This window comes from Bartonella sp. AD13SXNS (genome assembly GCF_042196465.1).
Taxonomy (GTDB): Bacteria; Pseudomonadota; Alphaproteobacteria; order Rhizobiales; family Rhizobiaceae; genus Bartonella.
The window spans coordinates 48,815-63,648 of sequence record NZ_JBHIQI010000007.1; the positions used below are offsets into that span (position 1 = coordinate 48,815).

A 14,834-nucleotide genomic window follows, 5' to 3' on the forward strand; every position below is an offset into this window, starting at 1 on the left:
GCTTATTCCTATAATTTGGGGAAAGGAACCCTATGAAATGGGAAGCTGCGAAGGAGTTATTCTTGAAAAGGCGGATCGTTTATCAACCGGTTTGAGGAGGGGGGGCGTCCTTTGAAGTGTGAGGAGAAGGCCAAGAACAAAGCGTGTGGCATCCTATACCTATGCAAACGCTTTTATTTTGATCACAAATTAAGTTTAAAATTGCTTTCTGTTTGACAGATGAGAGGACTCTAAAATTTTTAAAAAGCAAAAATTCTTCTCTGCTTGCTGCGATTTCATCATGATGATATGGGGTATTTTCTTTTGCGACAATATCAGTGTAGAAGAAAGGCAAGTAGAATATTCAAAATATCGGAAATTTCTTTTAAACATCCTGAGCTCACACGATTTAAACATTTTTCTTATTTTGGGATTTGTTGGAAAGTGACACCTAAACGGTGTCCTAATGTTTTTTGAGACATCTTCAACATTTTTCGCCTAAAGCGAATTTTTTACCTACAAAAAGATCAATATGAGAATTTTGAACATGCACTTTTCCCTCCAGTTGCGAGCGCCCTCGCATTGGTATTCTGGGAGTAACAAGCACTGACCTCGAATCAGCTTTTTGCTTGTAGTGCTGAAAGCACCTAGACATAGCAAAGCCTCCCGGAATTCCGAGATATCCGTAACGCGGAGTAAATTTATGTATCGAGGTTTCAGGTTTGTTTTCCCTATTGATTGTTGGCGTATACGATCAAAACATCCTTTAAAAGGTTTTTTGCTTCTCAATTTTTTACGCTTACTCATTCAAGTTATGTTCTCAATTCTGTTTTTCACAAAGATAAAGCTTGGCTTTTAAGCTTAAAGCACCGCTTATGGTGCTGTACTTAATCAATAACCAAAAAGATTTGTTTTTCTTATATAGGTGAGCAAAATGGTTTTTTTAAATACGGTTTAGATATCATGATGATAGGGGAAAGCTTTTATGAGTGAATATCCCTCATGCAAAACAAAATTAAAACAGAATAGATTTGGTTGTTGTATATTCACATGTTGGTTTTTAAGGGACATTTCCCAATGCTAAAGCCCATTTCACCAATGGCGTTTCGTGAAGTGTATAACGGTAAAGCCTCCATGCATGGTATAAAAGTCATACTTCTATCTTTATTGAAAAAAAAGCTGTATGACAGCACATACTCTTTGTCAGTTCAAAATGTTACGACAGTTTTTGTATTTGAGAGGGACCATAAGAGGTATTTTATTTCTTAGTTTTCAAGTGTTTTTATCTACACGCTCATCCCGCTTATAATATGCAAGAAAATAGTTGTGGTTGATTCAATATAAACAGATTTGAAATGAGAAAAGATATTTAGCTTTCTCATGATACATTAATAATAAATTATTGTTATAAATTAAAGATTTTATACTTAAAGAAGCGGTTTTTTCTAAGGGGGATATTCGTTTATTTTCCAAGCAAAGAATTTGAGTTTTTTAGATAAAAAAACTGTATCAATGCATTTGTTGTTAAATAAGAAAAATGAATATTTGGGAATGATAAGCTTTTGATATAAAGCATTTTAGAATTTTGCACAACTTAACGATAATTTATTTTATTTATTATTTCGTATGATCTCTATAGGCGATACAAAGTTGGGGTATAGTTTGAGAAAGCAGATGACAGAACTATTATCTTTCGATAAGTAATTTTGAAGTAAAAGACAGCTTGATAAATGACAAATAGAGATAGGTGCACTATGAATGAGCTTACCCATATCGAGACTATTATAGCACATTATGATGCTGTTTTTTGCGATGTATGGGGTGTTGTACATAACGGTGTACATGCATTTGAACCAGCGTTGAAGGCGTTGTATAAAATTCGCCAAATGGGAAAAACTGTTATTTTATTGACCAATTCTCCTCGACTACGGGAAGGTGTTGCTGCCCAATTACAAAGTATGAATGTTCATAGCGACTATTATGATGCACTTATCACTTCAGGGGATGTCACGCGTGATCTCATTCGGACTGCACCGCGTAAAGTTTTTTTCATTGGGCCACAACGTGATTTGGTGCTGTTTGAAGGGTTAGAGTGTGAATTTGTTGAAGAATGGGAGGCTTCTGTTGTTGTCTGTAGTGGTTTTCTTGAAGATTTTGACGAAGAACCCTCTGCTTATGAGGAGATGTTTCATCGTATGCGAGCGCGGAATTTACCTTTTATTTGTGCTAATCCTGATGTAATTGTCCATTATGGAAATAAGGAATTTTGGTGTGCTGGTGCATTAGCGCGTCTTTATCAACAATTAGGAGGGGAAGTCCGCATCGCTGGAAAACCTCACGCGCCTATTTATGAATGTGCCTTTGAAAAACTTCAAAAAATACGGGGAACAGTAGAAAAAAGTCAAGTTTTGGCTATTGGTGATGGTCTTTTAACGGATATTAAGGGGGCGGCTCATTTTGGGCTGGATGCCCTTTATATTATGGGGGGGATTCATTGTTATGATTATATGAAGAATGGTGTGGTGGATAAGCAAGCTTTGCATTCTTTTCTGGAACGTCATGGTTATAAACCACAAGCAATCATGTGGGCACTTCAGTAATGGCTAATTTTTTGCGTCTTCAGGGAATTCATATGTTTCCCTCGGCTTGGCGGGGAGCCGTGTTAGCACTTGGAAATTTTGATGGTGTTCATTGCGGGCATCAGGTGGTGTTACAAAAAGCGCTTGATTTCGCGACGATAAAAAAGAAACCAGCAGTTGTTTTAACTTTTGAACCACATCCAAGAAGTTTTTTTCGACGTTCAGCGCCTGTCTATCGTTTGACAGAGGCTGCTGAAAAAGCTGAAATTTTTAAAATCCTTGGCTTTGATGGCGTGATTGAACAGCCGTTTGATGCACAGTTTGCTGCTCTTTCAGCAGATGAATTTATTAAGTCGATTTTAAAGGAAGTTTTTGATGTTTCCGTTGTGGTGACAGGCGAAAATTTTCAATTTGGTCATCAGAAAAGCGGAAACGTATATCTTCTTTGCCAAAGAGGAAAAGAATATGGATTTCAGGTCGTGCAAGTTCCTTGCTTTTCTCATCCATGCGTTTCTCGTCATCAAGATTCACAACCGATGATCATTTCTTCGAGTTGTATTCGGAAGCTTCTCTCACAAGGCGAAGTGGACAAAGCAGCCCATTTATTAGGGTATCACTATCGCGTATGCTCCCATATTATTCAAGGCGAAAAACTTGGACGCCTTTTGGGATTTCCTACTGCTAATCAGATGTTGCCTCCTCAAGTTCGTTTGGCACATGGTGTTTATGCGGTACGTTTGCGTCGTGCGAACGGTGTTTTGTATGATGGCGTTGCAAGCTTTGGTTGTCGTCCAACGGTTGTTAAAGATGGTACACCACTTTTGGAAACCTATTTGTTTGATTTTAACGATGACCTTTATGGGGAAAGCTGTACCGTTTCTTTTTTTCAATTTTTGCGCGGACAAGAAAAATTTGATGGGCTTGAACCTTTGATTGCACAAATGCACCGTGATGAAAAAAAAGCAAAAGAAATTTTAAAGACAGTACAACCATTATCACAGTTAGATAGGCTGCTTACTTTTAAAAATATGCCTTAAATTTATCTGAAAAAGAGAGAAGAGCAGTAAAAATAGCACTTAAAGTGATTATAATCACAAAGATATATTCCAAAACGTCGTGGAATATATGTTTTTTCCGTTGTTGAGAGGGAGAATCGAATATCTGAAGATCTGATTTAGGCATTATCTTTTTCAAAGTTAATTTTATGGCTTTTGTTATCATTCAAAAGTTTACTGCTTGTTTCTTTCTGATTCGTTAAAATCCATGGTGCAAGATGTAGTAAATGAATAAGTACCAAGAGTATTGGGCAATGATAATAAATGTGAAAAGGGAGAAATGCTGTTTTTAAAATTGATGTTTTTTATTTTAAAGTTTATTGCTTCTTTTTTCTGATTTGTATTATTATGTCGTTTATACTATATCGCCTTTTATAATGATATTTGGCTCATGTAAAACTTTACGCATGTAGTATTTTTTGTTCGTCGTATGATGAAAATTTTTAAGCGGGTTTTAGTTTGTCGAGTCTCGTAAAGTAGATCAATGGTCAGCAGCGGCTTTCGTGTTAACCAATCGCGTAAACAAGAATGAAGCTGATGAGAAAGGCTTTAAGTCTCGTTTCTCTCATATGTTGTGATAGGGAATTCACATTAAGGAGACCGCGATTGATTACAGACAAAAGAAATCATTATGAGAAAGCGGGCGATCTTGTTTCATAATTTCTAATGCTTTTGATGATAAAGGCACAACTTTGTTGTCGTATCACGGTAGCTCTTGCATATTCTCAAGCCAAGAACTGTCTATATATTTTCATTTATCTTTCACAAATAAACGCATATATATAAGGCAAAAGGAAGCCACTCCAGTAAGGATAAGCAAACGCAAAGACAATGGTATCATTGTTTTTTTTGATAGAAAGGTTGGATAAAAGTTGGGGCATTTCTCCATTCCATTTTCGGTCTATTCGTGACTTTATGGCGTTGTTCTTCTCATGTGTTGTTATTTGTAAATCAACATCCAATTCTAACGCAGGAGCATGTTTGAGACTAAGATTGAGACGGATAAGAGCTCTATTAGCTGTTCCTACCTTTGTTATCAAATGAGAGCGAGTGTATTGCGTATCTCTTGTTTGGGTAATTTCTAAAACCGATCTACATACTCATTATGGGAAAATATGAGGTTATAAAGGAGGAAATCCGTCTAGCGTACTCATCTCTTTTAAATTCGACTTTGCTACTTTCAAAAGTGCCCAAAGCAATATCTCTTAAATAATGAAAATGAAGATGATGCACTGCCTCGGATTTTTGTTTTTCTTGTTTTTTGAATAGGATAACATCCTTTATGTAAAAAATAGAAGCTCCAAACGGAATATACTTGTTTTGCTAATTTATGTGCTTGTTAAAAAAACATTTATCAATGCTCCCCATATCTATTTCACGATGGTATTCGTGAATGGTATAATGTAAAGTCCATGAAATATAATTACCTTTATATTTAATAAACTTCATTCACTTGGGTTGATTCAAAATGTTATTATGACCTTTGTATTTAAAAGGTTCATAAGGGCCATTTTTATTCCCTTTTTAATTGTTTTTGTTCAGATGCTTGTATTGGACAAACAAATGGTTTTGATTGCTCCACAGTATGAACAGGCTGGAATGTGAGAGAATCTGATGATATTTTTGGCTTTTATTACAAGGTGTAAAGCGATATAAATATCTTTTAAATCGGTGTATTACTATATTGTAAAACGCTTTTTTTCAGAATTCGTCAACACTTGAGATATCATAGGGATAGAGGCTTGATAACAGTGGGCTTGTAGAGGGAAATTGCTTGGAAATTTTTTATTTTTTACGCGTTATTTCTTCATTATTTTGCAAAGGGCGTGCTTCCGAAGCAAGCATAATGGGAACGCCATCACGAATAGGATAGGCAAGTTTGGCTTTGTAAGAAACGAGCTCTTGTGTTTTTGGGTTGAAAGAGAGCGTGCCTTTTGTCATTGGGCAGACGAGCAATTCAAGCATTTTAGGATCTGTGGTCATTTTTTTCATGTTTGGACGTCCATTAGTTTAAACGGTAATTTGTTCCTGTTTGCTTCATGAGTGAGCGTTCTGTTAATGCAAGAAGAGTTTGGGCACGACTTCTGATATCTGGAGCTTCAAGGAGAGCTTGTTTTTCTGCTGGTGTAAAGGGAATAAGAGCTGAAAAAGCATTAACTAATATAGGTGTAGGGGCTTCTATGATACTGCTCCAATTATATTCCATTTCATGGATGGTTAGATATTTTTCTACAACGTCAAGTAAGTTCTCTCGGTTAATGCTTTCTTCAATATCAAATTCTTGCAAGTCTTTTATGTTTGATTGGATGAGAGCTGTTCGATAGGATTTTGTGTTTTTCAATTCTTGTTCTAAGGTGAAGCGGCAAACACCTTGTAAGATAATGAACAGTTGTCCATTTCCTGTTTCACTGTAGTTTGTAATGCGTCCTATACAACCTGTTTTATAAAGTTGTGTAGAGAAGCGGTTTGTATCCGATGAAAGTGGTTGAATAATGCCCAATAGACGATCAGTTACCATAACGTTTTCAATCATTTCAAGTGATTCTGGCTCAAAAATGTTGAGTGATAAAAAACCACCGGGTAGTAAGAGTGCACCTTCTAAAGGAAAAAGAGCAATTTGCTTTGGAAGATCATTTTCACAATTGTAAGAGATATTACCAGCTTTCATGAGTATTTTGTCACCTTTGTTCGGTAGTTTTAGTCTGTAAATAGTTGCAATTTGTGACACTATTGAGTAAAGCAGAAAATCCACTTCTTGTGCATTAAAATCATACTTATAAAATATTTGAAGTCCTTATTCTCAAAAAGAATATGAAACCCTATCTTTAAGGTTGAACCGCGCGAGAAAGAATATTGCTTTGCGATCTTTTTAGTGTGTGACGTTTTGCATGATTTTCAAGGGGTATCTTTTTTGATAGCTTTTGATTTTTGTCTTAAATTTCCTAAAATGCGTTCCTTACAATTTTTGTAAAGTTCAAAAGGATACTATTATAAATCCTTTGAAGCCGCTTATGCAAGTTTTAAAATGAGAGTATTTTCATCAATTTACTGATGACAGTGTGATAAAGATAGGCTATAGGTTTAAATATGCTGGAAAGAGCGTTATCGTTTCTTTCATTCTTTTGCGGGAGAGTGCAGATTGCAAATTTTCGCATTGCCGCCGAAGGGGAAATAGCCCATAATCTCTCAGGCTTTAAGGACCGTAAAAGGAAGAAGGCAGATCTGGAAAGTCGGGAGAGCCCGCGCCGAAGGTGTAAGCGAAAGGTCTTTTCGCGAGTCTCTCAGGTTGATGACAGAGGGGTGCAGAAGCGGCCATATTGTGTGGGCGTTACGCGGCTTTGGAGTTATTATGGGCACAGCACAAGAAACATCTTTTTTAAAAACACTTCCTTTATATGATTTGCATGAAAAAGCAGGAGCAAAATTTGGCGCTTTTGCGGGTTGGAACATGCCTTTAACTTATCCTCTTGGCGTTTTGAAAGAGCATCTTCATACGCGTGCACATGCAGGACTTTTTGATATTTCTCATATGAAATTGATTACCATTGAAGGGGCACAAGCAGTGGAATTTTTATCCTATGCTTTTCCCATTGATGCAGCAGCTTTAAAGATTGGGCAATCACGGTATAATTATTTGCTTAATGAGCAGGCTGGTATTCTTGATGATCTTATTATTACCCGTTTGGCAGAGTGCCGTTTTATGTTGGTTGCCAATGCTGGGAATGCACAGGCTGATTTTGTAGAATTAGAAAAGCGTGCTGTTGATTTTGAATGTCAAGTGATTGCCCTTGAAAGGGTATTGCTTGCTCTTCAAGGTCCTGAAGCAGCAGCTGTTCTTGCAGATGCAGATCTACCAGGGAATGAATTGTTCTTTATGCAAGGGTTCGAACCACAACAAGATTGGTTTATAACGCGTTCTGGTTATACGGGAGAGGATGGTTTTGAAATTGCTTTGCCTATAGGGCATGCGCATATGTTGGCTGAAAAATTGCTGAGTGATTCTCGTGTTGAGTGGATTGGACTTGCCGCACGCGATAGCTTGCGGTTGGAAGCGGGGCTGTGTTTGCATGGAAATGATATTACCCCTGATACGACACCTATTGATGCGGCTCTAACATGGGCTGTTCCTAAAAGTGTTCGAGAAAAAGCACAATTTTATGGTGCAAAGGCTTTTCTTGAAGCACTGCAAAAAGGACCTACTCGTTGTCGCGTTGGATTAAAACCGCAGACGCGCCAACCTATTCGTGCCGGTGCAGTGCTTCTCGATGATCAAGGCCATGAGATTGGAGTTGTAACATCAGGTGGTTTTGGTCCTTCTTTTGAGGGGCCTGTCGCAATGGGTTACGTTCCTGTTGATTGTAAAGTTGAAGGAACACAAGTCTTTACAGAACTGCGAGGCAAAAAGATTGCACTATCAGTTCATTCTCTTCCCTTTGTTGAACAACGTTATTTTAAAGGATGATTTTTTATGTCTAAAACTTATTTTACACAAGACCATGAATGGCTTAGAGTTGAAGGACAAGTAGTGACTGTTGGGGTTACGCATTATGCGCAAGAGCAATTAGGGGATTTGGTTTTTGTTGATTTACCGCAAAGTGGGACAAAACTTTCCAAGGGGGAGGCGGCGGCTGTTGTGGAATCGGTGAAAGCGGCTTCAGATGTTTATGCGCCTCTTGATGGTGAAGTGGTCGAAAGAAATGAAGCATTGACTGATAATCCTGAACTGGTAAACCAGAAACCCGAAACAGAAGGCTGGTTATGGAAGATGACATTGCAAGATGAAACTCAACTGGATGAGTTGTTAGATGAAGATGCTTATAAGGATTTGATTGGATGAGTAGCATGATCGAGCGTTCTTTTTCTTCTCGACATATTGGGCTTCGTCCTGATGAAACACAAAAAATGCTTGATGTTTTAGAGCTTGATAGTGTTGAGACACTCATTTCTCAAGCTGTTCCACATTCTATCCATTTGGGACGTTCATTGAATCTTCCAGAGGCTGCTAGTGAGAACCAAGCCTTGGAAGAACTCTCCAAGATGATGGAGCGTAACCATGTGCACAAAAGTTTTATTGGGCAAGGATATCATGGAACTTATGTGCCTCCGGTTATTTTACGAAATCTGTTTGAAAATCCGGCTTGGTATACTGCTTATACGCCTTATCAAGCAGAAATTAGCCAGGGTCGTTTAGAACTTTTGTTTTATTTTCAGACATTGGTTAGTGAACTAACAGGTTTGCCTGTTGCTGCTGCTTCCCTTCTTGATGAAGCAACGGCTTTAGCTGAAGCCAATGCCCTCGCTTTTCGCTTTTTCCGTGAGAAAAAAACAAAAATTTCTCTTCAGAGTCTTTTACATCCTCAAACTTTGAGTGTTGCGCAAACGCGTGCTGAAACACAAGGGATTCAGATTAGCCAAAATGGCGCAATTGATTCTGATACAGCGGCAATTGTTTTATCTTGGCCAGATACAAAAGGTTTTTTTCATGATTACAGTGAGGTTATAAAAGAGGCAAAGGAAAAGGGAGCTTTAGTTATCGTTGTGGCTGATCCTTTAGCGCTTACCCTTCAGGAGCCACCTGCTCAATGGGGGGCAGATATTGTTGTTGGCTCTATGCAGCGTTATGGGGTCCCAATGGGGTTTGGTGGTCCACATGCTGGTTACCTTGCGGTTAGTGATGCGTTAACGCGTCTTATTCCAGGGCGTATTGTTGGTCAATCCGTGGATACCAAAGGACGCGTTGGTTTTCGTTTGGCTTTGCAAACACGTGAACAACATATTCGGCGTGATAAAGCGACGTCAAATATTTGTACAGCGCAGGCTTTGTTGGCTAATATGGCAACCGCTTATGCTGTTTGGCATGGGCCAAAAGGCTTACAAGAAATTGCACAGCGAATTCATCATTTAACATGTCGTTTTGTTGCTGGTTTAGAAGCAGCAGGGGTTCATGTTGAAGGGAAAAGCTTTTTTGATTGTGTGAGTATTTCTGTTAAGGGAAAAGCGCGAGAGATTGCGCATCAAGCCAAAATAGGTGGGCGCCTTATTCGTGTTCTTGATGATGACGCTATTGCAATCAATTTTGATGAATTATCAACAGAAGAAGATGCTGGTGCTTTAGCGCAGCTTTTGGGGGCACAATTAGGCGATCAGGTTTCTCCTCGACTCTTTGGAAAAAAACGGGATGCTGCTTTTCTTTCTCAGTCTTTTTTTCATGCGGTTCATTCAGAGACAGATATGATGCGCTTTTTGCGTCGTTTAGCGGATAAGGATTTGGCGCTGGATCGCGCTATGATCCCTCTTGGTTCTTGTACAATGAAGCTTAATGCCGCGGCTGAATTAATGCCTGTAAGTTGGGCGAGCATGGCCAATATACACCCCTTTGTTTCACAAGAGGATGCAGCGGGATATTTGGAGATGATCAACCAGTTAAATGCGTGGTTGTGCGAAATTACAGGATTTGCGCAAGTTTCTTTTCAGCCAAATTCTGGTGCTCAAGGTGAATATGCTGGGCTTTTGGCTATCCGACGATATTACCAATCACGGGGAGAACATCAACGTACAGTTTGTCTTATTCCTGCATCTGCGCATGGTACCAATCCAGCCTCGGCCCATATGGCAGGTATGGAAGTCGTTGTGGTAAAATGTTTAAGCGATGGTGATGTTGATGTAGACGATCTCAAAATGAAAGCGCAATTGCATAAAGATAAATTGGCTGCTCTCATGATTACTTATCCTTCAACCCATGGTGTTTATGAGGAAAGCATTAAGGAAATTTGTTCTATTATTCATGAAAATGGCGGACAAGTTTATTTTGATGGTGCTAATCTCAATGCCCTTGTGGGGCTTGCTCGTCCTGCGGATATTGGCGCTGATGTTTGTCATATGAATCTTCATAAAACATTTGCCATTCCTCACGGGGGTGGTGGTCCTGGTATGGGACCAATTGGGGTTGCAACGCATCTCAAGCCATTCTTACCAGGTCATGAACAAGATGGGACAACGCATGCGGTTTCGGCTGCTCCTTATGGAAGTGCCTCTATTCTTGCGATTACATGGATGTATATTCGAATGATGGGGGCTGATGGCTTAAAATATGCAACACAAATAGCCATTTTAAATGCCAATTATATTGCTGCACGTCTTTCAGCCGCTTATTCCATTCTTTATCGGGGCAAGCATGGACGTGTTGCGCACGAATGTATTGTGGATACACGCGTGTTGAAAGAACAGTATGGGGTGAGTGTTGATGATATTGCAAAACGTCTCATTGATTATGGATTCCATGCGCCCACGATGTCATTTCCTGTTCCCGGAACTTTGATGATTGAGCCAACGGAATCAGAACCAAAAGCAGAGATTGATCGTTTTTGTGATGCTTTACTCTCCATTGCTGAAGAAGCTAAGAAAGTCGGTAGCGGGGTTTGGCCAAAAGACAATAATCCATTGGTGAATGCCCCCCATACAGTGGTAGATACTTTAGATGATGCTTGGGCGCGACCCTATTCGCGACAAGAAGCTGCTTTTCCCAATAGCTCCCTTGATCCAGCTAATAAATATTGGCCTCCTGTATCGCGTATTGATAATGTTGCGGGAGACAGAATGCTCATTTGTTCGTGCCCGCCATTGGGAAACACCTATTAAATAAAAAATATATATTTAATTTGTTTATTTGCATAAACAAAAAAAGCCCACACATTTTGTGTGGGTTTTGTACTTGTTAATCATGTTACTATGGAATTATTTGTCTATTTTCTAGAACTTTACGTTATTTTTATATCATGAGCAAAATCGAAAAAGTTGACAAAAAATTGTATTTTGTAGGCCATATATGAACTTATAATAATAATTTATAAATTCTCTCTATTGCATGAGAGCAGCAAGTCGTATGCGTTTTTTATTTCAAATCTATTCATGATGAATCCCGAGCATTTTTTTACGCGTTATAAGAAAATTGAGTATATGGATAAAAAATTAAAAAGAAGAAATAAAAAGTCTTTTTATGCGCCATTTCCAATGTAAGAGCTGTTTTATGGCATTCGTGGAGTTACGTCTTCTCATGTAAAACATGAATACACTAATAACATATTGATTTAAAATGATAATTTATTGTTTTGCATGTTGAATGAGAGACTCGAATATCGTAAGATTCTCTCATTTCAAATCTTTCTCATGTTGAATCAAGCAAAACTATTCTCTTGCACGTCAAAAGCGGGGAGAGCCGTATGGATAAGATTTGTATAAGAAAGAACTAAAAGGGCTCTTATGAATCGTCTCAAGCGCCAAGGTCTGTCGCAACATTGTGCGCCAGCATCTGTATACTTTTGAAGTAAAAAAGGGACACCACCACACACTTTACCAATTCTCAATGGTTGCACCAGCACTTGCTTTTTAAAACGCTTCATAAGTGATTTTTTTATGTCTTTCTTTGCGTGTTTTTACCCACATATCACTCTCGTTTGTGATAGGCAAGCCAGTGGTTTTGATTGATTCAAGATAAACAGCGCTAACATTTTAGAGAATTTTATAATAGTCCAATTTTTCACGCAACATGCAAAACAATGAATTATTCTTATAAATGAGTATTTTACTCTTAAGATGATCGGTTGATAAATTTATCATTCAATATCAGTTTTCATGGCGTTATTTTTTCAATGCGCTTACTTAAGCTTGTCCTTTAAAAAACAATTTTCTCGTGAATTGCTCTCTCTCTTTTCCTTCAAATGTTTAATCAATTTTTTATTTAAGTTTTAAGTACGTTTATATTGGATGTTTTATTATATCGTAAGTATAAAAATAAATTATTCAATAGTAACTTTTATTTATATATTTTTACAGTATTCACTCTTTGTTTCATATAAATTGCAGATAGTCATGTGAAGATTGCTAAAGGTCTATTGCAAAGGAAAGTATTTGTTATTAATCCAGAGGAAACATAGTTATTCAAAATAGAGAGGTGGCTGTCATCGACAATATTGAAGAAAAAGATGAACAAACTTTTGTGAAAGTTAAGCAAGAAGTTTTTTCAGTATTTTGGGGGATCATCTCAATTGTTATGGCATTCTTTTTATTTGGTTTCAGGTCGTTTGTTAGTGTTTTCGTGTTATTTATAATGTTTTATCAATCTGATAGAGGTAAAAAAGATCTACATAATGCTACGGAATGTTTTTTTCTTTAACGGTCAGTAAAAGTTGAGAATTATTTTATTAATGTCTTTTTGTTTGAAAATAGAGATCTTGATTGCTCTTTTACAAGTTAGAATTGTTTTGTCGAATTATAAATATTTTTTCGAAAAGTAGTATACTATTTAAAAGCTTATTTATGGGTATTATTTTGTTTTAGAGCGATAGTTTTATTTGCCCGCAATTTTATTTCTCGATATCATTGATGCGCGATATAATAAAAGATCCACGAAACACTATTTCAATTTTTATCTTTACTAAGATAAGAGGCAATAATTATCGTTATAATGACATTTTTAAATGTTATACTGTTTTATTAAATTATTTTCATTTCAAATAAGCTATAAAAGCTCTATTTAAGTTTGCAAATGAGTTTATTTTAATGTGAAAGTCGACAACTTTTTATTATTTTTAAGTAGAGCGATGTAAATAAAAAATATTACTGTATTGAGTTGCTCTTAATTTAAAATCATCAATGATAAATTATCTTATAAAAGGAAGAAATTATTTTTGATATTTATCTTATTATGCCATAAAACACTGTTATTTAGCGCGGTGATATAAGGCGTGAAAAGCTTTATATTAAGTGTTTTTAGATATGGTGATCAGTATTTAGGATAAGGGGATGCCCGAACGGAGCCTATGAAGTGGACTCTATGAGTAGTCAGCAGGTGGAAGTCGCCCGTGAGAAGCTGGATTGTTGATAGTCTGGTAACTGGTAGGAATTTCCGTCCTTTGAGGTGTAAAGAGGAGATCAAGAATCCCCTCAAAATTTGGGGTGATGATAATAGAGATTAGCGATACATTTTACTTTGATGGTTTTGTCGTGATGTGAAGCTATGTTCAACTGTGTTTCCTAGATTTTATAGTCATTTTATTTTCAAAAAATTTTTTTAAGGAGGCATTTTAAAATTATGTTATTTTTATGTCTTTACATGTAATACATAATGTGTTATTTGTATGGTAAAAAGTACACGTAATATATCATATTGTATTGTATGTATTTATGCAAATTATTAAATATATTTTAGGGTTTTATATTATGTGAATATTTTTTTCACTTTTTCAGTGAAGAAAAAGAGGAGCAAAGAAAGCTATGTTTAAAATATTTAAAAATCGTGTATGTTCATTTACTTTTGCACTATTTATTCTTTTTTTTGTACAAACCGTAGAGGGAAATGCAAGTTTTGTAAAAAATCAATTTCAAGAGGGAGGAATTGTTTCTACATTAGAAAAAAGTGCGGTTGTTAAAGCGGTAGATAGGGTTGTTATCCATGACCTTGAAGGACAAAATGAAGTTGCTTTAGGGAAAGCTGAAAAAGTTGCTGCCTTTTCAGCTTCAGCCTTTTGGGATGGAATAGGTGTTCTATTACTTCTTTCTGCTTTATGTACTGGGGATATAATCGGTACTGTTGTGTCTCTTGTTGGATTATTCTGTACACTCTAGGAGAAAAATTATCGACAAAGTTTATGCGTTTTTTGTTTACTTCATTGTTTTTAAAAAATAAATATTTACAATATATTGGATAGAAAATTACTATTATTAATTACTAACTGTATCTTTGGTTGGCATCATTAAACTTCAAATTTTTACTATGGGTGTTTTTCCTTTTTAAGGGAGAGCACCTAGTTTTGATAGTTTATAATTATTTCCTCGTAATAAGGTTAGAACTCTTACCTTCTTTATCAGTCCTTTTATATTGTTTATCTGCTTTTATATGAAGACTATACATAAAAGATATATTTTATCCTTTTTTAAAAGCCTTTTTATATTACAAAATAAAAAGGATAAAACAAAAAATATCTCTGTATTGGATGTTCTAATATTCAGTGGAGAAATGATAAATTATCCATTTATCATTTCTCACGTTGAATTGAGAGATTTAAATATTGTAAGATTTTCTCATTTCAAATCTGTTTATGTTGAATCCACCAAAAGCATTTCTTGCATATAACAAGTTGCGTTAGTTTTTGGATAAAAATTATTTAAGATACAGAATAAAATTTCTCTCAGGAATTATCTCAAATGCTAAGGACTGTCGTAA

At 36.6% G+C, this 14,834-nt stretch carries 9 protein-coding genes, 1 pseudogene and 1 riboswitch; of the genes and pseudogenes, 6 read left to right on the forward strand and 4 right to left on the reverse strand.

Going from position 1 to position 14,834, the window contains the following annotated elements:
* Window positions 1-169: 169 nt before the first annotated feature.
* Window positions 170-562 (reverse strand): annotated as a pseudogene (locus ACFIMQ_RS06145) (helix-turn-helix domain-containing protein); the annotation flags it as partial.
* A 1,171-nt stretch (window positions 563-1,733) separates the two neighbouring features.
* Between ACFIMQ_RS06145 and ACFIMQ_RS06150 the strand changes: the two are divergent.
* A complete protein-coding gene (locus tag ACFIMQ_RS06150; RefSeq protein WP_375703606.1) occupies window positions 1,734-2,579 on the forward strand; it encodes a TIGR01459 family HAD-type hydrolase in 846 nt (281 codons plus the stop codon).
* Window positions 2,579-3,595: a bifunctional riboflavin kinase/FAD synthetase gene (locus tag ACFIMQ_RS06155; protein WP_375703607.1), complete on the forward strand. Its 1,017-nt coding sequence runs from the start codon at window positions 2,579-2,581 to the stop codon at window positions 3,593-3,595. Before ACFIMQ_RS06150 ends, ACFIMQ_RS06155 begins: the two co-directional genes overlap by 1 nt.
* A gap of 1,803 nt (window positions 3,596-5,398) precedes the next feature.
* On the opposite strand, the gene ACFIMQ_RS06160 is transcribed toward ACFIMQ_RS06155, so the two are convergent.
* Together ACFIMQ_RS06160 and ACFIMQ_RS06165 are read right to left on the reverse strand one after the other, a co-directional pair.
* Window positions 5,399-5,605: a Trm112 family protein gene (locus tag ACFIMQ_RS06160; RefSeq protein WP_375703608.1), complete on the reverse strand. Its 207-nt coding sequence runs from the start codon at window positions 5,603-5,605 to the stop codon at window positions 5,399-5,401.
* Window positions 5,606-5,618: 13 nt separating this feature from the next.
* Entirely contained in the window at window positions 5,619-6,281 is a 663-nt protein-coding gene (locus ACFIMQ_RS06165; RefSeq protein WP_375703609.1) for an LON peptidase substrate-binding domain-containing protein, read from the reverse strand.
* A 447-nt stretch (window positions 6,282-6,728) separates the two neighbouring features.
* Window positions 6,729-6,826: riboswitch (glycine riboswitch) on the forward strand.
* Between the two features lie 136 nt (window positions 6,827-6,962).
* Between ACFIMQ_RS06165 and gcvT the strand changes: the two genes are divergently transcribed.
* From gcvT to gcvP, 3 genes are read left to right on the forward strand one after another with little or no spacing between them, the layout of a single operon-like run.
* The gene (gene gcvT / locus ACFIMQ_RS06170) at window positions 6,963-8,075 is read left to right on the forward strand and encodes a glycine cleavage system aminomethyltransferase GcvT (protein ID WP_375703610.1); all 1,113 of its coding nucleotides are present in this window, start codon (window positions 6,963-6,965) and stop codon (window positions 8,073-8,075) included.
* Between the two features lie 6 nt (window positions 8,076-8,081).
* Window positions 8,082-8,450, forward strand: a complete 369-nt coding sequence (gene gcvH, locus ACFIMQ_RS06175; protein WP_375703611.1) for a glycine cleavage system protein GcvH — start codon at window positions 8,082-8,084, stop codon at window positions 8,448-8,450.
* A gap of 5 nt (window positions 8,451-8,455) precedes the next feature.
* On the forward strand, window positions 8,456-11,251 hold the full coding sequence (gene gcvP, locus ACFIMQ_RS06180; RefSeq protein ID WP_375703623.1) for an aminomethyl-transferring glycine dehydrogenase: 2,796 nt from the start codon (window positions 8,456-8,458) through the stop codon (window positions 11,249-11,251).
* Between the two features lie 536 nt (window positions 11,252-11,787).
* Here the strand turns inward: gcvP and ACFIMQ_RS06185 are convergent.
* Complete coding sequence (locus tag ACFIMQ_RS06185) at window positions 11,788-12,012, reverse strand: hypothetical protein (protein WP_375703612.1); 225 nt, start codon at window positions 12,010-12,012, stop codon at window positions 11,788-11,790.
* Window positions 12,013-13,885: 1,873 nt separating this feature from the next.
* Between ACFIMQ_RS06185 and ACFIMQ_RS06190 the strand changes: the two genes are divergently transcribed.
* Window positions 13,886-14,236, forward strand: a complete 351-nt coding sequence (locus ACFIMQ_RS06190) for a hypothetical protein (protein ID WP_375703613.1) — start codon at window positions 13,886-13,888, stop codon at window positions 14,234-14,236.
* The last annotated feature ends 598 nt before the right edge of the window (window positions 14,237-14,834 follow it).

Coding starts and splice junctions, on each gene's coding strand:
- ACFIMQ_RS06165 (WP_375703609.1), bottom strand. CDS start 6,281: ATGAAAGCTGGTAATATCTCTTACAATTGTGAAAATGATCTTCCAAAG.
- gcvH (WP_375703611.1), top strand. CDS start 8,082: ATGTCTAAAACTTATTTTACACAAGACCATGAATGGCTTAGAGTTGAA.
- ACFIMQ_RS06155 (WP_375703607.1), top strand. CDS start 2,579: ATGGCTAATTTTTTGCGTCTTCAGGGAATTCATATGTTTCCCTCGGCT.
- ACFIMQ_RS06190 (WP_375703613.1), top strand. CDS start 13,886: ATGTTTAAAATATTTAAAAATCGTGTATGTTCATTTACTTTTGCACTA.
- ACFIMQ_RS06160 (WP_375703608.1), bottom strand. CDS start 5,605: ATGAAAAAAATGACCACAGATCCTAAAATGCTTGAATTGCTCGTCTGC.
- gcvP (WP_375703623.1), top strand. CDS start 8,456: ATGATCGAGCGTTCTTTTTCTTCTCGACATATTGGGCTTCGTCCTGAT.
- gcvT (WP_375703610.1), top strand. CDS start 6,963: ATGGGCACAGCACAAGAAACATCTTTTTTAAAAACACTTCCTTTATAT.
- ACFIMQ_RS06185 (WP_375703612.1), bottom strand. CDS start 12,012: ATGAAGCGTTTTAAAAAGCAAGTGCTGGTGCAACCATTGAGAATTGGT.
- ACFIMQ_RS06150 (WP_375703606.1), top strand. CDS start 1,734: ATGAATGAGCTTACCCATATCGAGACTATTATAGCACATTATGATGCT.